This window comes from Janibacter sp. RAF52 (assembly GCF_052114035.1).
Lineage (GTDB): Bacteria > Actinomycetota > Actinomycetes > Actinomycetales > Dermatophilaceae > Janibacter > Janibacter hoylei.
Window position 1 is genome coordinate 345,549 of sequence record NZ_JBFRDY010000001.1, and the last position, 24,255, is coordinate 369,803.

Sequence of the window (24,255 nt, forward strand, 5' to 3'; positions counted from 1 at the left end):
TCGAGAGCAAGACCCTGTGGGGATTCCTTCTTCAGCGACCTCCGGCGCCCCAAGCCACCGCTGGCTCAGGCCATCTGCGGCACGACGACGAGGGCCAGCCACATGCCGATGCAGCAGCCGAGGGTCGTCAGGCCGAGCCCGATCATCTGCGCCGTGCGCACCCCGGGAGTCCGACCGAAGCGGACCGCGGAGTAGGCGACCATCGTCACGAAGCTCCCGATGAGCAGGCCCGCGATGACCGCGACGAAGGCGGCCGCTGCGGCGGCGAACGGCGCCGCCGGACGGGTCGAGATGTCGGCGTCGGCGGCCTGGAAGGTCGTCACGAGCACGACGAGCGGGTACATGCCGCAGAGGACGAGGAGCGCGACCGACGGCACGACGTGGATCCACCCGCGGTCGGCGTGGACGGGTGCGGTGGGTGCGGATCGAAGGGGGAGCGCGGCCATGTCTGCGACGCTACGAGGCGCACCTCGCCCGGGTCACTGGGTAACGGTGCTCATTCCCGGGGCGACACCGGCACAGTGGGAGGCTGATGGCATGACCACCGAGGACGACGCGCTGGACCGCCTGCTCGCTGCGGGTGCCCGTATCGACGCCCCGAGCACGCCCTACGGGCCCGGGCCCGACCACGTCCACGAGACATACGGCCCGGCCGCGGCACGCACCCTCGTCGTCGCGCACGGCGGCTACTTCCGGCCGTCGGTCGACCGGACCCACGCGAGACCGATGGCGCGCGCGCTCGCAGATCTCGGGTGGCGGGTCGTCCTCGCCGAGTACCGCCGCGTGCCGGGCGATCCCGACGCGACGCTCGAGGACCTGCAGCGCCTCGACGAGCACCTGCGGCGGACCGGCCACGACGTCGCCGCATGGGTGGGCCACAGCGCCGGAGGCGCCCTCGTGATGTGGCGCGCACTGCACCCCGACCTGCCGCCGGTGCGTGTGCTCGCGTTGGCCCCGGTCGCGGACTTCGACACTGCCGTCACCGATCGCCTCGGTGGCGACGCCGTCCGCGACTGGGTGAGGGCCACCCCGGACCGGGCGCCTGACGTCTACGCCCGGCTCGACCCGAGCCGCCTGCGCTCGGCCGACCCTGATGCGGCGGGCCGCGTCGCGGTGCTGCACGGCGACGAGGACGCGAGCGTCCCCCTTCGTCAGAGCGACGGATGGGCACGCACGGTGCTCACCGGAGCCCACCACTTCGACGTCGTCGACCCGGCGTCGCCGCACTGGCCGGCCGTCGTGGCCGCGTTGCCCGGCTGACCCTCAGCGGGTGAGTGCCGCCTCGATCCGCAGCAGCGCCTCGGCCACCTCGCCGTACGACGTGCTGAGGGGCGAGAGCCCGAGCCGGATCCCGTCGGGCTCGCGGAAGTCGGGGACGACGTCGTCGTCCCACAGCGCCCGGTAGACCTCGCGGAAGTCCTCGTGCGCGATGGTCACGTGGCCCCCTCGCGTGGCGTCTTCGCGGGGAGAGACGAGCCGCACCCCCAGCCGGGCCAGTCGCTCGTCGACGGCCGCGATGACGAAGCGACCGAGGCCAGCAGCCTTGTCCCGCACCGCTCCCAGACCCACCGACTCGATGAGGTCGACGGTGTCCTCGATGCCGACCATGCCGAGCACCGGGGGAGTGCCGGAGATGAAGCCGCGCATCCCCGCGCCCGCCTCGTAGCCGGGCCCCATGACGAAGGGAGCGGCGTGCCCCATCCAGCCCTGGATGGGCTGCCGCAGCCGGTCCTGGTGGCGCGCAGCCACGTAGCCGAAGGCGGGCGCACCCGGCCCGCCACCGAGGAACTTGTAGGTGCACCCGACCGCGAGGTCGACGCCGTGCGCGTCGAGGTCGCTGGCGACGACGCCGACGGAGTGGCACAGGTCCCACAGCACGAGGGCGCCAGCCTCGTGCGCGAGCCGGGTGATCTCGGGCAGGTCGGCGATCCATGCCGACTTGTACGCGACGTGGGAGAGCAGGACGACACCGGTGCGGTCGGTCAGGACGGCGGCGAGGAGGTCGGGGGTGACCCCCTTCGCCGGGTCCGGCTCGAGCCACACGAGCTCGGCACCGGTCTCGGCCGCGATGCCCTCGGCGACGTAGCGGTCGGTGGGGAAGTTTTCGGTGTCGAGGACGATCTCGGGGCGCTGCGGGCCGGCGGCGGCGACCGCCGCTCGCAGCAGCTTGTAGAGCATGACGGTCGTCGAGTCGCCGACGACGGTCTGGCCTGGGGCGGCGCCGAGGCAGACCTCACCGATGCGGTCACCGAGGCGCAGCGGCAGCTGCATCCACTGCTCGTCCCACGAGCGGATCAGGCGGTCGGCCCAGTCGTGCTCGACGAGCCGGGTGATCCGCTCGGCGGTGGCCCGCAGCGGCCGTCCGAGGGAGTTGCCGTCGAGGTAGGCCACGAGGCCCGCCGACGGCAGGTAGAGGTCACGTGTGTGACGAAGGGGGTCACTCGCGTCGAGCTCGGCGGCACGGGTCCGCAGGTCGGTGGTCATGCGCCGATCTCCGTCCGCACGGCGAAGAGCTCGGGGAAGAAGGTGAGGTCGAGCGCTCGCTGGAGGAATCCGACGCCGGAGCTGCCGCCGGTGCCGGTCTTCATGCCGATGGTGCGCTGCACCGTCTTGAGGTGGCGGAAGCGCCACAGCTGGAAGTTGTCCTCGAGGTCGACGAGCTCTTCGCAGGCCTCGTAGACGTCCCAGTGCTGCTCGGCGTCGCGGTAGATGTCGGTGAGGACGGCGACGAGCTCCGTGTCGAGCTCGTGCGCGGTCGTGACGTCGCGCTCGAGGACCCGGGTGGGGATCGGGTAGCCGCGGCGGGACAGGTAGCGGAGGAACTCGTCGTAGAGGCTCGGCGCCTCGAGCAGCTCGCTGAGCACCGCGTGGGCCTCGGGGTCGGCGGCGTGGACGGGCAGCATGCCGGCGTGCTTGTTGCCGAGGGCGAACTCGACGGCGCGGTACTGCCAGGACTGGAAGCCCGAGGCGTGGCCGAGGTAGGGGCGAAACTCCTGGTACTCCGTCGGGGTCAGCGTCGCGAGCACGGACCACTGGTCGGTCAGGGTGCGCTGGATGTGCTTGACGCGGGCGATGCGCTTGAGGGCGATGCGCATCTCGTCGGCCGCGAGCAGCTCCATGGCCGAGCGGGTCTCGTGGAGCACGAGCTTGAGCCAGAGCTCGGAGGTCTGGTGCTGGACGATGAAGAGCATCTCGTCGTGGTGCTCGCTCATGGGGTGCTGCGCGTCGAGGAGCGTGTCGAGGGCCAGGTAGGACCCGTAGGACATCTCCTCACGGAAATCGCGGTGAACGCCTGCCTCGATGTCTCGTGTGTTGCCGGTCACCGCCTCAGACTAGGCGCTGCGGCCCGCGGTCAGGTCAGGCCTGCTCGACGTCGGGGAGGCGTCGGGACGAGATGACCCCGAGCACGCCGAGGGCGGCGAGGAAGAGCAGCGTCCCGATGATGCTCCAGCCGGCGATCGCGGAGCTGACGGCACCGACGACGAGGAGCACCAGGCCCATCGCCGAGTTGGAGACGGCGACGTAGGTGGTGCGCTGGTCGCCCTCGGCCATGTCGACGACATAGGTCTTGCGCCCGACACGCACGCCGGTGTGGAGCAGTGTCACGAGGAAGTAGGCGGTGACGAAGACGGCGTAGGTGAGCAGGCTGCCGCCGTCGAGGTCGAGCGTGGTGTCGAGGAGGACGAGCGTGACGAGCACCAGCGAGGCGAGGGCGGCGCCGAAGGTCATGAGCCGCTTGCTCGAGCGGTCGGCCATGCGCCCGAAGGTGCGACCGCCGAGCAGCGAGGCCAGCCCCGACGCGATGATGAAGCCGCCGAGGCCGGTGAGCGCCGGCGCGCCGGCCTGCACGGCGAGGGTGACGATGAAGGGCGGGCTGAGCGAGGAGACGAGCAGGAAGCTGCGGACGGTGACGAAGTTGCGGAAGGTCGCGTCCTCCCGCAGCAGCGTGATCGTCTCGGCGAACCAGCTCTGCCCGTCGTCTGCCCCGTCGCTGTCCGGTCCCTGAGGAGGCGCGCCAGCGCCGTCTCGAAGGGTCACCGGCTCCCGCACGCTCGCCCATACACCGGCGACGAGCACCCAGAGCACGGCGCCGGCCCCGAGGATCGCGGCGAGCGTCTGCGCGTCGAGGTCCTCGCCGAGGGCGCGGACGGCGAGGCCGAGCGTGATGGCCACGAGCCCGGATGCGGTCGTGGCGAGGCCGTTGATCTGGCCGCGCTCTCCCTTCGGCACGACCCTGGCCTGCACGTCCTTCGAGGCGATCGACGTCAGGCACCGGCCGAGGGAAAAGACGGTGAGCGCGACGAGGATCGTGAGTCCGGCGGCCAGCCCGCTGCCGAGCGCGGCGGTCGCGGCCATGACGGCGACGGCCGCGGCCTGGACGAGTGCGCCGGTAACGGTGACGAGCTTGCGACTGCGGACCCGCACGACGAAGGGGGTGAGCAGCGCCTGGGGGAGCATCGACCCCGACTCGCGGATGGGGACGAGTGCACCGGTGAGCGCGGCGGGCACGCCGATGGCGTGGAAGAGCCACGGGAGGACCGTCGAGGCGCTGACCGCTTGGTCGCCCGAGGACTGGAGCGCGTTGGCTCCGACGAGACGAAGGGAGTTGCCCGGCACGTCCCGCCGCACGTCGTCGGGGAGCTCGGCCTCCGCGTCGAGGTCACGTGTGATGAGCAGTGCGTGGAGGCGTTGGGTCGTCGTCACCGCGTCAATGTAGACCGAGGTGCCGACGGTGGGGCTGGCGGTGGATGGTGGGTGGCTCCGCCCTGTGGACAACTCGAGGTGCGAACCTCGGCATTTTCTCTAGTGTGGATCGTCGAGAGGGCCCGGGTGACGGGCCCGGGGAAGGATCCACGTGCGCGCTGTCCGACGTCCTGCTGTCCTGCTGAGTGCCCTGGCATTGGCCGTGGGTGGGCTGTCCGGTTGCGGGGATGACGAGCCCGATGGCTCCGACACGATGACCATCGAGCCGCGGGACCCGTCGAGCTCGACGGGTTCGTCGGGGGCGTCGAGTGCGAGCTCGTCGTCGAGCTCTGGGAGCAGTTCGTCGTCGACCAGTGCGAAGGGTGATGCCCCCGAGATCCCGGCGGAGGCGAAGAAGCACACGGATGAGGGTGCGGTCGCGTTTGCTGAGTACTACTGGACCACAGTGGGAGAGGCGTGGAAGACATCCGACTCGCGCGTCCTGACCGAGATCACCGATAAGGAGTGCGGCGCGTGCCTAGAGCTGATTGACGATGTCGACGCCAACAAGGCGAAGGGCATCAAGGCCGATCGGAACCCAACGTCGGTAACTGGGTCGACGCTTGCAGAGTCCGCGGAAGGAAAAGCGGACGAAGCTGTTCGCGTCGAAATCACGGATCGTGAGCATGAGTATCTCGAGGACGGAAAGTCCATCGGCACGGTCAAGAAGGTCTCGTATCGCAGCATCGTCTACGTCGACTGGAAGGACGGGGCATGGACTGTCGTAGACAGCTACGTGATCGTCTGACGCTGGCCCTCTTGATTCTTCTTGCGGCATGTACCGCCCCCACTGCAGGGGCTGAACCGACCAACCCTGAATCAGAACCTCCGCAGCCCGTCTTGGGTAACGGATCGATTCAGTCACACGTCAAGGGCGGCTACGCGATCAAGGGCGAACAGGTAGAGCAGCGCCAAGCAGCCCGTAGGCAAGGAAAGAGCGCGCTCGGCGTGAGGAAGGAGCCCGCTCACAGCGTCAAGTGGGAGACCAAGTCCGTCAACTGCTCCGGGGGCAGCACGGCCGCGGGCTGTTCCGAGACCATCATCGACTGCCGGATGCAAGGTGGCGGCACACCGCGTCTGGTGTGGCAGCGGCCGGTCGGTACCGACGAGTGGTTCGGTCCTCAGCAGACCTGCCTGCCGGGGGCACCCCCTCCACCCGACATCAACGACCCGACCATCCCGCGCACTCCACCACCTCCGCCCACGCCGACGATCACGCAGATCCGTGAGGCCTTCCTCGAGTTGCCCTTCGCCAAGCCGAAGACCTCGATGCAGCCCGTCGGCAACAAGACCCTCGTCGGGCTGCCGACCTACTACCGCGCCACCTGGCCGAGCACGGGCGGCCTCAAACCCGGCGACGTGAGCAAGCCGGTCAAGCTCCTCTCGTGGTCGATCGAGTTCGAGATCGCGTCCAAGGACTACCGCTACGACTACGGCGACGGCAGCACGTCCTCGTGGACGAGCAGCGCGGGCGGGCGGTACCCCGACGGCGACATCACGCACACCTACGACAGCACCGGGACGCGCGAGGTCAAGGTGGACGCCCGCCTCGTCGGGCAGTACCGCGTCAACGGCGGCGCCTGGCAGGACCTGGGCGCGGTCGCGGACCTCCAGGACGAACCCGTCACCGAGTTGGAGGTCGTCGGGACCCGGACCCGTCTCGTCAGCTGAAGCCGACGCTGATCCCGCACCATCGAAGGGAGCGACGCTCACCTAGCCGGCAGGATCGTCCCCACGCACTCACCGAAGTCGATGACCGACCCGTCAGCGCCCGGCGCGCGCCCCCGCAGCACGACCGTCTGACCGTCCTCGAGGAAGCGCTGCTCGCGCCCGTCGGCGAGCACGAGCGGCTCCTTGCCACCCCACGACAGCTCCATGAAGGAGCCGCGCTGGTCCCTCCCTTCGCCTGAGACCGTGCCGGAGCCGAAGAAGTCACCGGGCCGCAGGGAGGCGCCGCCCACGCTCATGTGCGCGACCATCTGCGGCGCGGTCCAGTACATCGTCCGGTAGGGCGGGTGCGAGACGACCTCGCCGTCGAGCTCGACCTCCATCGTGATGTCGAGGGCCCAGGGCTCGCCCCCTTCGTCGAGGTAGTCGGCGAGGGCGTGCTCTCGCTCGGGCGGAGCCACCCGCGCGGCGGCCAACGCCTCCCACGGCACGACCCAGAGCGAGATCGACGAGGCGAAGGACTTGCCGAGGTAGGGCCCGAGCGGCACGTACTCGAAGGCTTGGATGTCGCGGGCCGACCAGTCGTTGAAGAGCACCGCACCGAAGAGGTGCTCCGCAGCGGCCTGGGCCACCGACACCTCACCCTCGGGAGCGGACCCACCCACGACGAAGCCCACCTCGGCCTCGATGTCGAGGCGGCGCGACGGGCCGAAGCTCGGGGTCCCGCCCTCCTCCGGCCGCAGCCCCTTGGGCCGCGGCACGTCGGTCCCCGACGGCACGACGGTCCCGGCGCGGCCGTGGTAGCCGACGGGCAGGTGCTTCCAGTTGGGCAGCAGCGGCGCCTGGTCCGGACGAAACATGCGCCCGATGTTGGTCGCGTGCTGCTCCGATGCGTAGTAGTCGACGTAGTCGGCGACGGTGAAGGGCATGTGCATCGTCACCTCGTCGACGGGCGTCGCCGCAGCCGCGACGACGCCGTCGAGTCCGTCGGTCGTCACGACCTCCTGCAGCCACGTCCGCAGTGGCTGCCACACGGTGTGACCGGCCGCGAGCAGGGCGTCGAGATTGCTCCCGGACGCCGCGTCACCCACCTCGACGGGCAGTGCGGGACCGCCGGCAGTGGCCACGGCCGGCACGAGGTCGCGCAGCGAGATCGCCGCGTCGCCGAGGCGCACGCCCAGTCGCGGGTCACCACCGGCGGGGGAGAAGGAGCCGTAGGGCAGGTTGTCGGGCCCGAAGCCCTCGGTCGACAGTCGTTGTGCCGCAGTCGTCATGGAGTCGTGCGTCTCGTCAGGTCGCGGGAAGAGATCAAGTCGGTGCAGGCTGTCGGCAGGTTCGCCGACGCTGCAGGTGCCGAAGCTGGTGAAGGAGGCGCGCCACGCCCCGTCCGAGGCGGCCGCGGCCGCGCCGAGCCGCGCCGGGTCGGTCTCGGCGAGCCAGCCGGCGACGACCTCCCGGCCCTCGCCGGCGCGCGCAGCCTGCGTGGCGAGCGCGATGTTGAGGAAGCCGTGGTGGGTGAAGCCCGTCTCGGCGTTGGTGTGGCGCACCGCTTCGTGCAGCCCGGCCGTGAGCTTGAAGGGCAGCCCGGCGGCCACCGCAGCGACGAGGACGTCGCCGAGCTCCTGCGGGGTGGGGAAGAGGTGCGCCTCGATGCCACCCGTCCGGTACTTCAGCCGAAGGGGGGTCCCCGCCAGCAGGTCGAGGGCGCCCTGCGTGACCTGGGCTGCCGTCAGCTCCACGTAGACCGGCAGGGCGGTCACCGCCGCGACCTCGCGGATCTGGGCCTCCCACACCGACCGGTCGTCGGGGGCCGTCTTGAGCTCCACGGCCACGACCTGCAGCTCGGGTGCCACCCCCTTCGCCATCTCGAGGGCCTCGCCGAGCCGGCCCGCGGGCGTGACGACGGAGACCTCGACCGGACCACCGGAGAGGTCGAGGCCGGCCGCGACCCCGCGTGCCTCCGGCAGGTCCGCCAGCGACAGCACGGCCGGGCCCACGGCGCCCTCGAGGAGCGTCGAGCGGCGCGCGACGTGGTCGGTCACGGCCTGCGCGACGGGCGCCAGCCCGGGCGGGAAGGTCGCCGCGTCGTCGAAGAACTCGACGAACTGCTCGGGCACGGCGCTCATGCGTCACCCAGCCAGCGGCCGCCGGTCCACGACCGCGCGTAGACACCGTCGTCGACGGCCAGGCCCCCTTCGCCGAGGTCGAGCGGACGGAAAGTGTCGACCATGACGGCCGTCTCGTCGAAGTACTCCGCACCGAGCGAGGCCTCGACGGCGCCGGGCTGCGGGCCGTGCGCGTGCCCACCGGGGTGGACCGAGATCGACCCCTTGCCGATGCCCGAGCCCTTGCGCGCCTCGTAGTCACCGTCGACGTAGAACATGATCTCGTCGCTGTCGACGTTGGAGTGGTAGTACGGCACCGGCACGGCGAGCTCGTGGTAGTCGACCTTGCGCGGCACGAAGTTGCAGATGACGAAGTTGTGACCCTCGAAGACCTGGTGGACCGGCGGCGGCTGGTGCACCTTGCCCGTGATCGGCATGTAGTCGCGGATGTTGAAGACGTAGGGGTAGAGGCAGCCGTCCCAGCCCACGACGTCGAAGGGGTGTTCGGGCACCGTGTGGATCGTGCCGGTGATGCCGCTCGGGCCGCGCCCGCGGTGCTTGATGTGCACGTCGACGTCCTGCTCGTCGACGAGCAGCGGCTGTGTCGGCCCGCGCAGGTCGCGCTCGCAGTAGGGCGCGTGCTCGAGCAGCTGGCCGTAGCGGGAGAGGTAGCGCTTCGGCGGGGCGATGTGGCTGCTCGCCTCGATCGCGTAGAGACGCGCGGCCTCGCCCTCGCGCAGCACCCACCGGTGGATCGTCGCGCGGGGGATGATCGCGTAGTCGCCCTCGGCGACCTCGAGCGCGCCGAACTGCGTCTCGAGCAGCGCGGATCCGCGCTCGACGTAGACGCACTCGTCACCGATGGCGTTCTTGTACAGCGGGGACGTGAGCCCGACGTGGGCGTAGGAGATGCGCACGTCACCGTTGCCGAGGACGAGCCGACGACCGGTCACCGCGTCCGTCCCGGCAGCCTGCTCGTCGGTGAAGAGGTCGTGGAGCCTGAGGTGCCGGGGGAGCAACGGCTCGTTGGGCGTGAGCGTCTGGTCGGGCAGCTCCCACGGTCGCGCCCCGACGATGCTCGACGGGATGTGCCGGTGGTAGAGCAGCGAGCTGTCGGAGCTGAAGCCCTCTTCGCCCATGAGCTCCTCGGAGAGGATGCGCCCGTCGGCGTCCTTGAAGAGGGTGTGCCGCTTGCCCGGCACGGGTCCGACCTGGCGGTAGTGGGCCATGGGCTGTCCTTCACGTCGTTGTGCGGAGAGCGGATCAGGATGTGCGCTCAGCGCACATCCTAGCGCGCGTGGGTACCGCGTGACCATGGCCCGATCGGGGCCTCAGAGGTGGGTGACGGCCTCGCGGGCGTGCTGGACGAAGGGGAGCAGGGTCGCCACGTCGAGGTCGCCGGGACGGCCCAGGCGGATGACGCCGATGGCGCCCTCCACGTCGTCGGCGATGCTGCCGGTGCCGATGGCCAGGCCGAGCGCGCCGGGCTGGATCTGTCCGTCCGACAGGGCGTGGCCGTCGGCGCGAGCGGTCTGCACGGCCTCGGGGTCGTCGGGTTGCGGGGGTCGCTGGGCCAGGATCGCGATGCCGTCCGCACCCGAGCTCAAGGGGTGGCGGGTCCCGATCTGGTAGCTGATGCCGATGGCCCCGCGGACGCTCGGCTCGGCCACGGCGATGGCGACCGACTCGTCGCCGTCGGCGATGGAGACGAAGGCGGTGCACCCGCTGTGGTCGGCGAGCTCCTGCACGATCGGCTGGGCGGCGAGGCGGTACTGGCTCATGAACCGGCCCGCGTAGGCGAGGGCGCCGCTGCCGAGGCGGTAGCGGCCGTCGGCCCCCTTCGTCACGAGGTGACGCTGCTCAAGGGTCGCGAGGATGCGGTAGGCGCCAGCGCGGTGCACCCCGAGCTCGTCGGCGAGCACGGCCGGGGAGATGCCGTCCGTGCGCCGGGCGACGACGTCCATCGCCTCGAGGCCGCGGTCGAGCGTCTGCAAGGTGCTCATGATGTCGGGCAGTGTACGCAGGGGCCGCCGGCGCGCGCCCTCAGAGCAGACCGGCCACCTGCGCCGCGGCGGGCCCCACCGCGTGACCGAGCCGGGTGGCCGCCTCGACGTCGTCCTGGTGGCTGCCGCCCACGCAGACGGTCACCCCGTGGTGGTCGGCCAGGGCCTTGGCGAGCGTGCTGGCCGTGCGAGCGTCCGGGCGCCGCGGCACGCCGATGACCACGCACCGCGCGGTGTGGGCCGTCACAGCCGCGGTCCAAGCGTCGGTCGGCAGGTCGGCTCCCAGGTAGACGACGTCGACGCCCAGCCGACGCAGGGCCACGGCGAAGGCGAAGACGCCCAGCTCGTGGTACGCCCCGGCGGGCAGGCCGACAATCACCCGTGGCCCGCCGACCCTGCTGGCGGCGGCGTCGAAGGCGGCAGCGAGCCGCCGCAGCACCGCGTGCGCGACGAGGTGCTCCCCGGCGACCGTGACCCGGCTGTCGGCCCACGCCTCCCCGAGCTCGACGAGCGCGGGCATCAGCCAGTCGTCGACGACCGCCTCGAAGGAGCCTGTCGCGAAGCGCTCGTCGAGGACCGCGACGACCCCGGCCGGGTCCATCGCGGCGGCCGCCTCGATGAGTCGTCGGGTCGCGTCGGCGCCGGACGAAGGCGGTGTGCTGAGGTGCGACGGAGGAGCCTCGAAGTGGGCCTCACCCGCCGGTGTGGTCGCGGCGGCCGGTGGGGGTGTCGGGTCAGGCCGACCAGGTGCTGCCTCCGTACCGCTGTGGCGTCGGCCCGCCTCTGCCGCAGCATGGCTCGCCGTCCAACCGTCGGCGACGAGCTCGGCCATCGTGCGCAACCGCGCCAGCGTCTCTTCGTCGTAGAGGCGGTAACCGGCGTCGGTGCGCTGCGGCTCGACGACGTCGTAGCGGCGCTCCCAGGCCCGCAGGGTGGCGGCGGAGACGCCGGTCAGCTCGGCGGCGCGTTTGATCGTGTACATCGACGGCGGTCCTCTGGCTCCTTCACAGCCGCGGTAGCACCCGGGCGAGCGCCTGCTCGGCTTCGTCACCCAGGCGCGTCAGCGGGCGGTGCAGCAGCGGCGTGGCCAGCCGGGCGAGTCCCTTGAAGCGGAAGTCGGCCTCGTAGACGAGCACGCTACCCCTCCCGCCGACACCCGGTCGGATCGACATCCGGTCGTGCACGACGACGCTCGAGTTCTCCCCGCGCATGACGACGAGCCGGTCCGGCTGCAGGTCGACGGTGACGTAGGTCAGCTCTGTCTCGCGTCCGCGGAAGACCGACCGGTTGCGGTAGCGGCTGCCGACGCCACCGTCACCCTCCACGAGGGTCGTCTCGAGCGTGCCGGGATCCCACTCCTCGCTCGTGGTGAAGTCGCTGAGGTAGGCGAAGACGGCACTCGGGGGAGTGTCGGGGGCAGTGATCGTGCGGGTGATCTTCACGGCGAACCATCCTTGGACAAAGGTTTGACATGTGGGCTGCCGCCAGCCTACCTTTTGGACAAAGGTTGAACAATCCTTGTGGCCCCTCGGCGACGAACCCGAGAGGTCCCCCCCCCCTTCGTCCCCGGTTGGAGCGCACGACGTGACCGAGCCCCGAGATCGAGCCTCTCGACCCACCGCAGCCATCATCGGCGGCGGGGTCTCCGGCCTGACCGCCGCCCACGTCCTCTCCCGGTCCTACGACGTCACCCTCTTCGAGGCCGACGAGCGCCTCGGCGGACACGCCCACACGCACACCGTGGACACCGCCGCCGGCCAGGTCCGGGTCGACTCGGGCTTCATCGTCCACAACGAGCGCACCTACCCCCACCTGCTGCGGCTCTTCCGAGAGCTCGGCATCGCGACTCGGCCGACCGAGATGAGCATGTCGATCACCTGCGACGGGTGCGGCCTGTCGTGGGCCGGGGGACGCGGCCCAGCAGCGGTGCTCGCGCAGCCACGACGGGCGGCCGACCCCCGCTTCGTGCGGATGCTCTGGGAGATCCCGCGCTTCCACCGGGCCGCACGAGCCCTCCTGCACGGACCAGCGGAAGGGAGGTCCCCGCACGACCCGACGTGGGGCGAGTTCCTCGAGGAGGGCGGCTTCTCGTCGTACTTCGTGGCGCACTTCGCGCTCCCGCTCGTCTCCTGCGTCTGGTCGTCCGGGGACGATGACTCGCTCGACTACCCCGCCCGGCACCTCTTCGCCTTCCTCGAGCACCACGGCATGCTCAGCGTCTCCGGCTCGCCCACGTGGCGCACCGTCGTCGGCGGATCCGCCACCTATGTCGACGCTCTCGCCGCGCGACTGGGCGAGGTGCGCACCAGTGCTCCGGTCACCTCCGTGACGCGACACGACGACGGCGTCGACGTGCGCACCGCCGCCGGGGTCACGTCCTTTGACCGGGCGGTCGTCGCGACCCACGCGGACCAGGCGCTCGCGCTGCTCGCCGATGCGACACCGCAGGAAGAGGAGGACCTCGCCGCCATCCGGTACTCCCGCAACGCGACCGTGCTGCACCGCGATGCCAGCCTGCTCCCGACGGCACCGCGGGCCCGGGCCTCGTGGAACTACCGCAGCGCCACGTGCGGCGGCGCAGACCGCCCCCGGGTCACCTACTGGATGAACCGGCTGCAGGGCTTCGACGAGACCGGTGACCAGCTGCTCGTGTCGCTCAACTCCGCTGACGACTTCGCCGAAGGGAGTGTCGTCGCCCGGATGGACTACGCCCACCCGGTCTTCACCCGCGAAGCGGTTGCTGCCGCGGCCCGGCTGCGCACCGCCGGCGGCGACCGGCTCGCCTTCGCCGGCGCGCACCTGGGCTGGGGATTCCACGAGGACGGGTGCCGGTCGGGGGTCGAGGCCGCGCAGCGTCTGGGGGTGTCGTGGTGACGACCGCGCCCACGCTCACCACGCTGCCGACCCTGCCGAGCCTCGTCGTCGGGACGGTGAGCCACCGACGACGGACCCCGATGGAGCACGCCTTCACCCACCGCCACTACCAGTGGCTCGTCGACGTCGACGACCTGCCGCGGCACCGGTGGCCGCTCTCGCTCCTCACCCGCATCACCGCCGATGGCCACCTCGACGACGGCCGGCTCGGCGGGGGCATCCGCGGCGACCTCGAGCGCTTCCTCGCCCGCCGCGGCACGACCCTCGCGGCGGACGACCGGATCGTCATGCTCACCCACGCCCGTGTCCTCGGACACGTCTTCGACCCGCTCACCGTCTACTGGTGCCTCGCGCCCGACGGCGGGCTGCGCGCCACGGTCCTCGAGGTGCACAACACCTACGGCGAGCGGCACGCCTACCTGCTCGAGCCCGACGACCGAGGGCGTACGCGCACCGACAAGCAGTTCTACGTCTCGCCCTTCAACGACACCCGCGGCACCTACGATGTGCGCATGCACCTCGACTCCGACCAGGTCGCGGTCACCGTCGCCCTCGACCGCGACGGCGAGCGGGTGCTCACGGCGACGACCACCGGGGCGATCCAGCAGGCGTCTCGAGCTGCGGTGGTGCGCACCGCCCTTCGCCACCTGCCCATGACCTGGCGGGTCACCGCCCTGATCCGACTCCACGGCGTCTGGCTGTGGGCCAGGCGCCTGCCCATCCAGCCCCGCAGCCCCCACCACCAGGAGGACCTGAGATGACTGCCCCCGCCCTCGACCGACCGCTGTGCCTGCGGCGGCCCTCCCTCCGAACGTGGTGTGTGCGCGCGCACCTGGCCCGCCCGATCCTCACCACCGTGCTCGGCCGGGTCCCGGTGCGGGTCACCCTGCCGGACGGAAGCGCTCTCGGCGGTGCGGCGGACGACCCGACCGCGCCGACCCTGCGGATGCTGCGCCCCACCGCGCTCTACGAGCGGATGGCGCACCACCCCAAGATCGGTCTGGGCGAGGGCTACATGGCCGGCGACTGGGACGCCGCGCCGGGCACCGACCTCGCCGACGCGCTCGTGCCCTTCGCCGAGCGGCTGCCGACCCTGGTGCCGCCGGTGCTGGCTCGGATGCGCCGGGTCGTCGACCGGCGCATCCCGGCCGCCACCCGCAACACGCTGACGGGGTCGCGCGCCAACATCGAGGCGCACTACGACCTGAGCAACGAGCTCTTCGCCGCCCTCCTCGACGAGACGCTCAGCTACAGCTCGGCCATCTTCGACGAACGCCGACCGGTGGCCGAGCAGACCCTTGCCGACGCGCAGCGCGCCAAGATCGAGGCGGTGCTCGACGCCGCAGACGTGCGGGCCGGCGCCCGGGTCCTCGAGATCGGGACCGGGTGGGGGTCACTCGCGATCGCCGCCGCCCGGCGGGGGGCCCACGTCACGACGATCACGCTGTCGGGCGAGCAGGCCGAGCTTGCCCGCGAGCGCATCGCGGCTGCCGGGCTCGCCGACCGGGTCGAGGTCCGGCTGCAGGACTACCGCGAGGTGACCGGGCAGTTCGACGCGATCGTCAGCGTCGAGATGATCGAGGCGGTCGGCGAGGAGTACTGGCCGACCTACTTCCGCGCGATCGACGACCTGCTCGCCCCCGGAGGGGTGGCCGCGATCCAGTCAATCCTCATGCCGCACGAGCGCTACCTCGCGACCCGGCGGTCCTTCGGCTGGATCCAGAAGCACATCTTCCCCGGCGGTCTGATCCCCTCGACCCGGGCGATCGAGGAGACGACCGAGCGGCACACCTCGCTGCGGGTGACGAGCGCGCGCCACTTCGGTCAGGACTACGCGGTGACGCTGCGCCGGTGGCGCGAGCGCTTCCTGGAGCAGTGGCCGACGATCTCCGCGGCGGGCTTCGACGAGACCTTCCGGCGCACGTGGGAGTTCTACCTCGCCTACTGCGAGGCCGGCTTCGCCGCCGGCTACCTCGACGTGGCACAGATCCGCCTCGAGCGCGAGGTGCTGTTGTGAGCAGCCTGGTGGGGCAGCGGGTCTGGCTCGTCGGGGCGTCGAGCGGCATCGGCGCGGCTCTCGCCGAGGAGCTGCACGAGCGCGGCGCGATCGTCGCCGTGAGCGCGCGCCGGGCGGATCGGCTCGACGAGCTGTCCCGCGGGCGCTTCGCCACGGTGCCGGTGGACGTGACCGACCACGCCGCGGTGCTCGAGGGGGCACGGCAGGTGGGCGAGACCATCGGGCCCATCGACACCGTCGTGTGGTGTGCCGGCTACTGGCACACCTTCGACGCGACCGACTGGCAGGCCGAGGAGTTCGCCCGGCACGTCGAGGTCAACCTCCTCGGGCTCGGGCACGTCGTCGACGCGACCGTGCCAGAGATGGTCGCCCGCGGCCGTGGTCACCTCGTGGGCGTCGCCTCGGTCGCCGGATACCGCGGCCTCTCCGGGGCCGAGGCCTACGCCGCGACGAAGTCGGCCCAGATCACCCTCTTGGAGTCCATGCGAGCGTCCTTGTCCGCGAAGAGAGTTCGCGTCACGACCGTCTGCCCCGGCTTCGTCCGGACGGAGATGACGGAGAGCAACTCCTTCCCCATGCCCTTCATCATCGACGCCGACGAGGCGGCGCGCGAGATCGCCGACGGCCTCGAGTCGGGCCGACCCGAGATCGTCTTCCCGTGGCCCATGGCGGTGACGATGAAGCTCGCCCGCCTCCTGCCCGTCCGGGCTTGGACGGTGCTGTCGTCGCGCCTGGCGGGCCGAGCATGACGAGCGTGCTGTGGTTTCGCCGGGACCTGCGCCTCACCGACCACCCGGCGCTCCTCGCCGCCCACGACGAAGGGGAGGTCCTGCCCCTCGTCGTGCTCGAGCCGGGCCAGGTGGCCGACGAGCGCCCGCCGGCGCGGCGGCTGCGGCGCTCGCTCGCCGCACTGCACGGGGCGACCGGGGGTGCGCTCGTGGTCCGGGTCGGCGACCCCGTCCACCTCGTGCCACGAGTCGCCGAGGCGGTGGGTGCGGAGCGGGTCCACATCACCCGGGACACGACCCCGCAGGGGCGCGAACGTGACGCCGCAGCCGCCGACGAGCTCAGCGCTTCGGATCGCGAGCTGGTGACGACCGGCAGCCCCTACGCCATCGGGCCGGGCCTGGTCCGCACGAGTGAGGACACGCCCTACAAGGTCTTCACCCCCTTCGCCCGGGCCTGGCGGGACCACGGCTGGCCTGAGCCCGCGGGGCGGCCCGACGTCGAGTGGAGGCGCGAGGCCGACCTGCTCGAGGGTCTCGGCGACGACGCACTCCCGGCGGTGCTGGCCGCGGCCGACGAGGAGGCGGTCGACGGACGGGCCGGGGAGGAGGCCGCCCTGGAGCGGTGGCGTACCTTCCTCGACGACGACCTCGCCGACTACGGCACCGCACGGGACCGACCCGACCTCGACGCGACGAGCCGGATGTCGGTGCACCTCGCCCACGGCGAGATCCACCCGCGCACGATGCTCGCTGACCTCGCCGCCCACCCGGACGGCGGCTCCGAAGGCGCGCAGCGCTTCGTCACCGAGCTCGCCTGGCGCGAGTTCTACGCCGACGTCCTCTGGCACCGACCGGACTCGGCCTGGCGCGACCTGCGGGGTGCGCTCGCCGACCTGCCCTACGACGAGGGCCCGGAGACCGACCGGCTCGTCACGGCGTGGCGCGAAGGGCGCACCGGGTACCCCTTCGTCGACGCCGGGATGCGCCAGCTCGCGGCGCAGGGGTGGATGCACAACCGGGTGCGGATGGTCGCCGCGAGCTTCCTCACCAAGGACCTGCACGTGTGGTGGCCGGTCGGGGCCCGCCACTTCCTCGACCACCTGCTCGACGGCGACCTCGCCTCCAACAGCCACGGCTGGCAGTGGGTCGCCGGCACCGGGACGGACGCGGCGCCGTACTTCCGCGTCTTCAACCCCGTGCGGCAGGGGGAGCGCTTCGACCCCGACGGTGCCTACGTGCGCCGCTGGGTGCCGGAGCTCGCGCACCTGCCCGGCGCGACGGCGCACTCCCCGTGGGACCACGACGAGGGCCATGCGCACGGCTACCCGCAGCGCGTCGTCGACCACGCGGAGGAGCGACGTGAGGCGCTGGACCGGTACGAGCGGACTCGGGCATGATCCACCCCGTGGTGGAGCTGCGGGCATTCATCTCAGCAGCGGTTGTCGCGCCGGTGCCGCGTGATCACCGGGAGCCCGACGCGCTGGTGCGCCGACGCCGGGTGGTCAGCGCGCTGACCCTGATCGTCGGGGCGGTCGTCCTCGCGGTCACCCTGCGCATCCCGCCGGGTGACGAGTCCTTCTACGTCGGCGGGCTGGCGCTCGCCGCGGTGTGGGCGGTCGGGGGCCTGGCGGCCGGGAGGTTGCACCTCGGGTGGGCGCACACGCGCGATTCCGGACTGGCACGACCGGTGGTGCAGCCCGTGGCACTGGCGCTGCTCTCCGTCGGGGTCTTCGTCGCCGGCGCCGTCGTCGTCGGCCCGGTGCCGTGGCTGGCCGACCGGGTCTACGCGGTGCTCGACCACGCCCGCTACGGCTCGCTGCCGATTGTCTGGCTCATCACCGTCGTGACGGGGGTCGGCGAGGAGCTCTTCTTCCGCGGGGCCCTCTTCGCCGCGGTCGGTAGTCGGCACGCGCTCGCCGTGACGACCCTCATCTACACACTCGTCACCGCCGCCACCGGTAACGTCATGCTCACCTTCGCCGCCCTACTGCTGGGGTTGCTCACCGGGGCCCAGCGTCGGGTCACCGGAGGAGTGCTCGCCCCGGTCATCACCCACGTCATCTGGTCCAGCTCGATGCTCGTGCTCCTTCCACCCGCCCTCGACCTCCTGAGGTGAGCCACCCATGACCGAAAACTCCACGCCCTCCGCCGCGGCGGAAGAGCCCGGCACCGCACTCGTCACCGGCGCAACCGGCTACATCGGCGGGCTGCTCGTGCCTCGGCTGCTCGACGACGGCTGGACGGTGCGGGTCCTCACGCGATCGAGCGAGCGGCTGCGCGGCCGCGACTGGATCGACCGCGTCGAGGTCGTCGAAGGCGACGCGACATCAGGCGACGACCTGCGCCGGGCCCTCGCGGGCACCGACGTCGCCTACTACCTGCTGCACTCGATGGACGGGCACGGTGACCTCGCCCGGCGGGACCGCCAGCTCGCGGAGGGCTTCGTCGCGGCGGCGAGCGAGGCCGGGGTGGGGCGCATCGTCTACCTCGGCGGGCTGCATCCCGAGGGCGCGGACCTGTCGGTGCACCTCGCCTCGCGCGTCGAGGTCGGTCAGGTGTTGCTCGACGGGCCCGTGCCTGCCGCGGTGCTCCAGGCAGCGGTCGTCCTCGGTGACGGGTCGGTGTCCTTCGACATGCTGCGGTACCTCACCGAGCGGCTGCCCGTCATGGTGGCACCGCGATGGTTGCGCAATCGCATCCAGCCGATCGCGGTCGACGACGCGCTGCACTACCTCGTGGGTGCGGCGAGTCTGCCGGCCGAGGTCAACCGGACCTTCGACATCGCCGGGCCCGAGGTGCTCACCTACGAGCAGATGATCCAGCGCTTCGCCGCGGTCACCGGACTGCGTCGTCGACTGGTCCTCCGTGTGCCCGTCCTCACACCGTGGCTCGCCAGCCACTGGGTCGGCCTCATCACCCCGGTCGATGCCGGCGTGGCCAAGCCGCTCGTCGGCAGCCTCGTGCACGAGGTGGTCCGCCGCGAGGAGGACCTCGACGACCTCGTGGGGGTGCCCGAAGGGGGTCTGCTCGGCTTCGACGACGCCGTCCGCCGGGCGATGAGCTGAGCGTGACGCGACAGGGGGGCCTCGCGCGTCAGCTCGTCAGTCGGGTGCGGGTGCCGACGACCTCGAGGGTGTCGACGGGCTCGTCCTGGAGGTCGGCGGTGGTGGCGATGTCCTGCCAAGCGCCGCCGTTGACGCGGTACTGGCCGGTGAGGCGGGCGTCGACCTTGACGTCCATGTCACCGGTGTCCGTGTAGGTGTGGGTGACGTCGCCGTCCGGGTAGGTGCCGCCGGCGCTGCTCGTCCACCGGGATGTCGTGTCGTCGCCGAAGTCGTAGCGGTAGTCGCGCGCTGAGATCTTGAACTCGACGGTCCACGACAGCAGCCTGACCGGCTTGCTGACCTCGCCCGGCTCGAGTCCTGCGTCGTCGGGCCACGAGGCCTCGTAGTACGTCGGCAGGTTGATGAGGGTGCGCATGCCCTTGGGCTGGACCGAGACGCTGGGTTGGCTGAAGGGCAGCTCCTTGAAGGCGGTCTGGATCTGGGCGAAGGTTGGTACGGGCGGCGGCTCCACGGCGACGGTCACCGGCGGCTCGCTGGGGGCTCCCGGGATGGTCACGGAGTCGGGGACGCCGCACGAGACGCGCACCGCGTCCCAGGGTCCGTTGTTGACCCGGACGTAGGTGACGGTGGGTGGGTCGAAGTAGTTGGGGTCGCCGGACTGCGTGATGCACCCGGTCCGCGCGCCGTCGCAGTTGGCGGTGCCGGGCGTGCAGGGGCCGTACTTGACCTCGATCTTGTCTATCTGCGCTGCTCCTCGGACGTGGGTCTTGGCGATGTTGGCTGACAGGGGTGTGCCTTGGGGGCGGATGGGAGTTCCGCCTGCGTCGGCGCCCTTGGCGGTGCCAGGGGATATCCCGTGTCGAGATGCCGAGTAGGACGCGCCGAGGTCCGTGATCTTGCCGCCCGGCTTGGTAGCCCAGACCGGCGATGCGAGACCCACCCCGCTGGTCATGAACAGCAGGGCGAGCGCCCAGCGAGCAGCGGCGGTCACGTGACGACCCAGTCGAGCATCTGCCAGCGACCGTCCCGCCACACCACGTGCTCAGTAAGCGTGTACTCAGTCGCATCGACAGTGGCGTTGGCCTGACCGTTTGAGTCCAGACGTTCGTGTGCCTTGACCTTGACGGCCATGGAGACCTTGTACCCCTCGTCAGGTCGCTTCTTCGCTTCGACGTTGCTCATCGAGTACGGGTTGATGCTTCGGCGCCAACCCTTGCCCTCGTCCTCCTTGATGCCGGCCACGACGTCGGAGCAAACGAGGCACTCACTGGCGTCCATGAGTTCAAGCGTTGCCGGGTCACCCGTGTGCCCCGCATCTCCGAGCGCCTTGTAGTAGTACTCCCCGAAGGCTGCCGCGCCCTCCTTCGTCTCCTCCCGAGCGGCCTCGGGCAGGTCAGCAGGCAGGTCATCACTGCTCGTCCCACCGCTCGAGCTCGACCCGCTGCTCGAGGACCCGGACCCCGACGAGCTCGACCCCGACGCCCGGGAGCTCGAGCTCTGCGAGGTCGGCTCCTTCGTCTCGAAGGGCTCGGTCGGCTCCTCGTCACCGCATGCGGCGAGCCCGCTGACCATGACCAGAGCGACTGCGCAGGCGGCGGTGCCTCGGTGAAAACGCACGGGGATTCCCCTTCGTCGACGGCGGGGCGCGCCGTCGCGGGCCCCCTGAAACTGTCATCAACGGTAGCCATTTGTCGGCCTTTCGCATCTCGACGATCCACAGGCACACCCCGTCGCGGTGCTTGCGTCATCCGGCCACATTCGGTCTGCTGGAGGTGGGCCGCGACAGGGGGTTGCGGCCGAAGGGGAAGTAGTCATGCGACGCAACATCACCTGGTGGGCCGTCCCGGTGGCCGCCCTGGCCCTGACCGCCTGCGGGTCCGACACGCCGACCCGGACTACCGAGACGAGCACCGCGAGCTCACGGACGACGACCTCGTCGACGACCACGACCGCTGAGCCGAGCTCGTCCAGCAGCACCTCGGCGAACGCGACCACGTCGACGGCATCGGCGATGTCGTCGTCGACGACGAGCCCGCCACCGACCTCCTCGAGCACCGGAGGCGCTGCCACGACGATCTCCACGGTCTGGGTCGACGACTCGTGGACCGTGGAGCAGCTCACGGACGACCTGTGCGCCCAGGGCGGCCTCACCGAGTCGACATTTTCGAAGCAGGACGAGATCTTCACCTGCGGCCCGACCGCGGCGAGCGCCAAGGCCTGCACCTTCGCCGACGGGGGCAAGACGACGTGCATCACCGACCCCTTGGGGCGCAAGGCGATCCGCTTCACCTCGCCGACCGTCGACAACTGGGACGGGCAGATGCACCCGCGCGGCCAGGAGGTCATCCCGATGTACGTCGTCCTCGACGACGACACGACGTGCGCGGTCGCCAGCCACGACCACGGTCAGCACTGGCAGGGGAGGTTCAGCTGGTACCCGTGCAGCGACGGCTCCGAGCTGCTGGCGGACGAAATGATCGAGGACACCTTCGACAGCGATGCCGCCGCGTGGACCGTCGATCGCTCCGTCGACCAGGGCAAGCCGACGTCGACGCGGGTCAAGACCGCGGTCTACGCGGGCACGCGCTGACGGGTCAGCTGACGGTCCAGGCCTTCATCTCCCAGCCGTCCGACCATTCGAGCTGAGCGGTCACGGTCTGGCTCTCCGCGTCGACGGACTCCACGGTCTTGCCGGAGGAGTCGACCCGCTCGTGCGCCTTGACCTTCACGTCGAGCGTGACCTCCACGCTCGCCCTCGGGTCGCCCGTGGCCTTGACCTCGGTGATGGTGTAGGGGTTGGTGCTGAGGGTCTGCCCCTTGCTGTGATCGGCATCGATCTGGGCCACGGCGTCGTCGCAGGCCGTGCAGTCGCTCGCGCCCAGGGACTCCAGCGTCGTCGTGTCTCCGGACTCGCCCGCCCGGCCGAGGACGTCGACGTAGTGATGTGCGAAGCTCTCGGCGCCCGAGCGCGTCTTGTGCCCGGCGACCGGGGGCAGCATGTTGCCCGTGTCGATCACGATGGCGTCCGACGTGCTCGACCCGCTCGCGGAGGGCGAGCTCGATGTGCTGCCGGACTCGCTGGATACGGCCGTGGACGTCGGGTCCGAGCCGCCTGCGGTGCTCGTGTCCTCGCCGCACGCAGTAAGCGCGACGGCCACGGTCATGGCAGCCGCGCTGGCGGCAGCCCCCCGATGAAAACGCACGTGTCATCCCCTTCGTCGACGGACAGGGCACGTCCACTGCCCTGCACAACTGCCGTCAACGGTACCGATCGGTCAGGGTCCTCCCATGTCGGGGGTGTGACGACCGATCGCCCCGCCGGTCGGCCGGCGGAGTGTGGCGCGCGGCGGGTCAGCGGGGCGGCTGCTCGACGTGGGTCGGGCCCGTCATCAGGGTCCGCTCCACCCAGGCCATCGCAAAGGGGAGCCCCGCGATGGACAGCAGTCCGGTCGCCGAGAGGGCGACCCAGGTGAGATCCATACCTCCACGGTGGCACCACCCGGCCCGCGGGGCGTGCCGAACCGCCAGCCCGCGCCAGTCGAGACCGGATCTTGACCCTCCTGCCCGGGTGCGTGCTCCTTGCGATGATGGCGCCATGTCTCTGCAGCCCGGCCACCATGAGGGCCGTCGAGTCCTGCCCGGAGGGGTGAGCCCGGCCTCCTTCGTCGTCATGACCGGGGTCGGGGTGTTCTTCGCGATCCTGCCCGTCGTCGTCAAGGCTCCGTGGTGGCAGGGGATCCTGGCCGCCCTGCTCGTGGTCGGCCTCTTCACCGTCGTCACGGCCCGGGAGACTCAGCGGACCGTGGAGATCACGCCCACTGAGGTGCGCGAGCGAGGCCTGGTGGGCACCCGGGTCATCCCGCGCTCGGCCATCGCCGAAGTCGTCGTCGTGCGCGAGCTGCAGCTGAGCGGCGTCGGTGGCCTCATCGGCCTGCTGGGCGACGACGGCCGCTGCCTGCGCCGGTGGCAGACCAGCCTGTGGCCGCCGGAGACGATCGACGCCCTCGTCATGGCCGGCCGCAGCCACAACGTCGTCGCCGGGCAGAGCGTGGAGGACGTGCGCCGGCGGTGGCCGCGACTGCTGCGGTGGCAGTGGGTGCACCGACCGCTCGCCATCACGCTCGCCGTCGTGGTCGGCGTGGCCGTCATGGCAGCCGTCCTGGTGGTGATCACCCGGCTTACCACCTGAGCCGGACCCGACCGTGGGGCACCGTCAGGTGATCAGCAGGGCAGGGGCGACCGGCGAGCCGCCGGTACGTCGCGGGTCGAGCTGAGCCATCTCCTCCTGCGGGGTGCGTCGCGTCCACCTGCCCCGGGTGTCGCTCGACGCCCGAGGCGGCTAGGCGATGCGGTAGAGCGTCGCCGGGCGGCCTCGCTGGGCGGCCGACCGGACGACCTCGCCGCCTCGGGTCACGGGCGTGAGCTGGGGCTTCATCCGACGGGCGAAGTTGTCCTTGTGCAGCTCTTCGCCGATGACGGCCTCGTGCACCTTGCGCAGCTGGTGGAGCGTGAAGGGCTGCGGGAGGAAGCCGTCGGGGTCCGGCGGGGGGCTGTCGTTGCGGTAGCGGAACTCGTAGCGCTCGCGCAGCGATTCGACTGCGGCAGAGACGATCTCGTCGTGGTCCCAGAGCATGTCCCGGCCGGTCGCGGCGGCCACCTCGTCGACGGGGAGGAGCTCTCCCTTCGCTCCCGTCAGCTCGAGCTCGGGCATGGAGACGGAGTAGGCGACCGAGATCGCCCACGTGCGGTCGTCGCGGTCGGGTGCGTCGAAGAGGCGCAGCAGGCGTGGGGGAGTGACCTCGGTCGGGCGCACGCCGACCTTGTGCTCGAAGACCTCGCGCACGGTCTCGTCGATGGTGTGCCGCTCGCGGAGGAATCGGCCGGGCAGCACCCGGCCGTCCGGGTCGGTGCGCTCCTGGACCAGGACCCGCAGGGCCGCGTCGTCGGTGCCCGGGTCGGTGACCGTGAGGATCGCGAGGTCCACGGTGACGCCGGGGCGGGGGTAGCTGTCGAGGGTGCGGCGAGCCATGTCTTGCACTTTAGCGCGGTTGA

26 protein-coding genes are annotated in these 24,255 nt (G+C 71.4%); 12 read left to right on the top strand and 14 right to left on the bottom strand.

Annotated features, from left to right (window positions below; all coding sequences use genetic code 11):
• Nucleotides 1-65 precede the first annotated feature (65 nt).
• On the bottom strand, nt 66-446 hold the full coding sequence (locus tag AB4Y78_RS01620) for a hypothetical protein (RefSeq protein WP_259909243.1): 381 nt from the start codon (nt 444-446) through the stop codon (nt 66-68).
• Nucleotides 447-537: 91 nt separating this feature from the next.
• Between AB4Y78_RS01620 and AB4Y78_RS01625 the strand changes: the two genes are divergently transcribed.
• Complete coding sequence (locus AB4Y78_RS01625; protein WP_282070063.1) at nt 538-1,260, top strand: alpha/beta hydrolase; 723 nt, start codon at nt 538-540, stop codon at nt 1,258-1,260.
• 3 nt (nt 1,261-1,263) lie between these two features.
• On the opposite strand, the gene AB4Y78_RS01630 is transcribed toward AB4Y78_RS01625, so the two are convergent.
• The 3 genes from AB4Y78_RS01630 to AB4Y78_RS01640 form a co-directional block, all read right to left on the bottom strand.
• Nucleotides 1,264-2,484: a kynureninase gene (locus AB4Y78_RS01630; RefSeq protein ID WP_441713720.1), complete on the bottom strand. Its 1,221-nt coding sequence runs from the start codon at nt 2,482-2,484 to the stop codon at nt 1,264-1,266.
• Nucleotides 2,481-3,266, bottom strand: coding sequence for a tryptophan 2,3-dioxygenase (gene kynA / locus AB4Y78_RS01635; protein WP_441713794.1), 786 nt, complete (start codon nt 3,264-3,266; stop codon nt 2,481-2,483). The genes AB4Y78_RS01630 and kynA overlap by 4 nt, the downstream gene beginning before the upstream one ends.
• 91 nt (nt 3,267-3,357) lie before the next feature.
• Nucleotides 3,358-4,704 carry an MFS transporter gene (locus AB4Y78_RS01640; RefSeq protein ID WP_441713719.1) on the bottom strand — a complete coding sequence of 449 codons (1,347 nt, stop codon included), beginning with the start codon at nt 4,702-4,704 and terminating at the stop codon, nt 3,358-3,360.
• Nucleotides 4,705-4,957: 253 nt separating this feature from the next.
• On the opposite strand from AB4Y78_RS01640, the gene AB4Y78_RS01645 reads away from it, so the two are divergent.
• Both AB4Y78_RS01645 and AB4Y78_RS01650 read left to right on the top strand, forming a co-directional pair.
• Entirely contained in the window at nt 4,958-5,491 is a 534-nt protein-coding gene (locus AB4Y78_RS01645) for a DUF6318 family protein (RefSeq protein ID WP_259909238.1), read from the top strand.
• Between the two features lie 200 nt (nt 5,492-5,691).
• Nucleotides 5,692-6,414 carry a hypothetical protein gene (locus tag AB4Y78_RS01650; RefSeq protein WP_441713718.1) on the top strand — a complete coding sequence of 241 codons (723 nt, stop codon included), beginning with the start codon at nt 5,692-5,694 and terminating at the stop codon, nt 6,412-6,414.
• Nucleotides 6,415-6,452: 38 nt separating this feature from the next.
• Here the strand turns inward: AB4Y78_RS01650 and fahA are convergent, their stop codons facing one another.
• From fahA to AB4Y78_RS01675, 5 genes are all read right to left on the bottom strand, one after another.
• Nucleotides 6,453-7,685: a fumarylacetoacetase gene (gene fahA, locus AB4Y78_RS01655; RefSeq protein WP_441713793.1), complete on the bottom strand. Its 1,233-nt coding sequence runs from the start codon at nt 7,683-7,685 to the stop codon at nt 6,453-6,455.
• Between the two features lie 848 nt (nt 7,686-8,533).
• On the bottom strand, nt 8,534-9,745 hold the full coding sequence (locus AB4Y78_RS01660; RefSeq protein ID WP_441713717.1) for a homogentisate 1,2-dioxygenase: 1,212 nt from the start codon (nt 9,743-9,745) through the stop codon (nt 8,534-8,536).
• A gap of 102 nt (nt 9,746-9,847) precedes the next feature.
• Complete coding sequence (locus tag AB4Y78_RS01665) at nt 9,848-10,519, bottom strand: IclR family transcriptional regulator (protein ID WP_441713716.1); 672 nt, start codon at nt 10,517-10,519, stop codon at nt 9,848-9,850.
• Between the two features lie 40 nt (nt 10,520-10,559).
• Entirely contained in the window at nt 10,560-11,501 is a 942-nt protein-coding gene (locus tag AB4Y78_RS01670) for a MerR family transcriptional regulator (protein WP_441713715.1), read from the bottom strand.
• A 22-nt stretch (nt 11,502-11,523) separates the two neighbouring features.
• The gene (locus tag AB4Y78_RS01675) at nt 11,524-11,961 is read right to left on the bottom strand and encodes an SRPBCC family protein (protein ID WP_441713714.1); all 438 of its coding nucleotides are present in this window, start codon (nt 11,959-11,961) and stop codon (nt 11,524-11,526) included.
• A 142-nt stretch (nt 11,962-12,103) separates the two neighbouring features.
• Here AB4Y78_RS01675 and AB4Y78_RS01680 point away from each other — a divergent pair, with 142 nt between their 5' ends.
• The 7 genes from AB4Y78_RS01680 to AB4Y78_RS01710 are packed head-to-tail and all read left to right on the top strand — an operon-like array spanning nt 12,104 to nt 19,203.
• The gene (locus AB4Y78_RS01680; protein ID WP_441713713.1) at nt 12,104-13,393 is read left to right on the top strand and encodes an NAD(P)/FAD-dependent oxidoreductase; all 1,290 of its coding nucleotides are present in this window, start codon (nt 12,104-12,106) and stop codon (nt 13,391-13,393) included.
• On the top strand, nt 13,390-14,154 hold the full coding sequence (locus AB4Y78_RS01685; protein ID WP_441713712.1) for a DUF1365 domain-containing protein: 765 nt from the start codon (nt 13,390-13,392) through the stop codon (nt 14,152-14,154). The genes AB4Y78_RS01680 and AB4Y78_RS01685 overlap by 4 nt, the downstream gene beginning before the upstream one ends.
• 59 nt (nt 14,155-14,213) lie before the next feature.
• On the top strand, nt 14,214-15,410 hold the full coding sequence (locus tag AB4Y78_RS01690; RefSeq protein WP_441713711.1) for a class I SAM-dependent methyltransferase: 1,197 nt from the start codon (nt 14,214-14,216) through the stop codon (nt 15,408-15,410).
• Nucleotides 15,407-16,159: an SDR family NAD(P)-dependent oxidoreductase gene (locus AB4Y78_RS01695; protein WP_441713710.1), complete on the top strand. Its 753-nt coding sequence runs from the start codon at nt 15,407-15,409 to the stop codon at nt 16,157-16,159. The genes AB4Y78_RS01690 and AB4Y78_RS01695 overlap by 4 nt, the downstream gene beginning before the upstream one ends.
• Nucleotides 16,156-17,535: a cryptochrome/photolyase family protein gene (locus tag AB4Y78_RS01700; RefSeq protein WP_441713709.1), complete on the top strand. Its 1,380-nt coding sequence runs from the start codon at nt 16,156-16,158 to the stop codon at nt 17,533-17,535. Before AB4Y78_RS01695 ends, AB4Y78_RS01700 begins: the two co-directional genes overlap by 4 nt.
• The gene (locus AB4Y78_RS01705; protein WP_441713708.1) at nt 17,532-18,254 is read left to right on the top strand and encodes a CPBP family intramembrane glutamic endopeptidase; all 723 of its coding nucleotides are present in this window, start codon (nt 17,532-17,534) and stop codon (nt 18,252-18,254) included. Before AB4Y78_RS01700 ends, AB4Y78_RS01705 begins: the two co-directional genes overlap by 4 nt.
• A gap of 7 nt (nt 18,255-18,261) precedes the next feature.
• Entirely contained in the window at nt 18,262-19,203 is a 942-nt protein-coding gene (locus AB4Y78_RS01710) for an NAD(P)H-binding protein (protein ID WP_441713707.1), read from the top strand.
• Between the two features lie 28 nt (nt 19,204-19,231).
• On the opposite strand, the gene AB4Y78_RS01715 is transcribed toward AB4Y78_RS01710, so the two are convergent.
• Together AB4Y78_RS01715 and AB4Y78_RS01720 are read right to left on the bottom strand one after the other, a co-directional pair.
• Nucleotides 19,232-20,194, bottom strand: a complete 963-nt coding sequence (locus tag AB4Y78_RS01715; RefSeq protein ID WP_441713706.1) for a hypothetical protein — start codon at nt 20,192-20,194, stop codon at nt 19,232-19,234.
• On the bottom strand, nt 20,191-20,820 hold the full coding sequence (locus AB4Y78_RS01720; protein WP_441713705.1) for a DUF6318 family protein: 630 nt from the start codon (nt 20,818-20,820) through the stop codon (nt 20,191-20,193). The genes AB4Y78_RS01715 and AB4Y78_RS01720 overlap by 4 nt, the downstream gene beginning before the upstream one ends.
• A 196-nt stretch (nt 20,821-21,016) precedes the next feature.
• On the opposite strand from AB4Y78_RS01720, the gene AB4Y78_RS01725 reads away from it, so the two are divergent.
• On the top strand, nt 21,017-21,793 hold the full coding sequence (locus AB4Y78_RS01725) for a hypothetical protein (protein WP_441713704.1): 777 nt from the start codon (nt 21,017-21,019) through the stop codon (nt 21,791-21,793).
• Between the two features lie 4 nt (nt 21,794-21,797).
• On the opposite strand, the gene AB4Y78_RS01730 is transcribed toward AB4Y78_RS01725, so the two are convergent.
• Nucleotides 21,798-22,367, bottom strand: coding sequence for a DUF6318 family protein (locus AB4Y78_RS01730; protein WP_441713703.1), 570 nt, complete (start codon nt 22,365-22,367; stop codon nt 21,798-21,800).
• Nucleotides 22,368-22,554: 187 nt separating this feature from the next.
• Nucleotides 22,555-22,683 (bottom strand): hypothetical protein, encoded by a 129-nt coding sequence (locus tag AB4Y78_RS01735; RefSeq protein ID WP_272948427.1) that lies wholly within the window; start codon nt 22,681-22,683, stop codon nt 22,555-22,557.
• Nucleotides 22,684-22,798: 115 nt separating this feature from the next.
• Between AB4Y78_RS01735 and AB4Y78_RS01740 the strand changes: the two genes are divergently transcribed.
• Nucleotides 22,799-23,392, top strand: coding sequence for a hypothetical protein (locus AB4Y78_RS01740; RefSeq protein WP_282070100.1), 594 nt, complete (start codon nt 22,799-22,801; stop codon nt 23,390-23,392).
• A 150-nt stretch (nt 23,393-23,542) separates the two neighbouring features.
• Here the strand turns inward: AB4Y78_RS01740 and AB4Y78_RS01745 are convergent, their stop codons facing one another.
• Nucleotides 23,543-24,232 carry an NUDIX hydrolase gene (locus AB4Y78_RS01745; RefSeq protein WP_282070102.1) on the bottom strand — a complete coding sequence of 230 codons (690 nt, stop codon included), beginning with the start codon at nt 24,230-24,232 and terminating at the stop codon, nt 23,543-23,545.
• Nucleotides 24,233-24,255 lie beyond the last annotated feature (23 nt).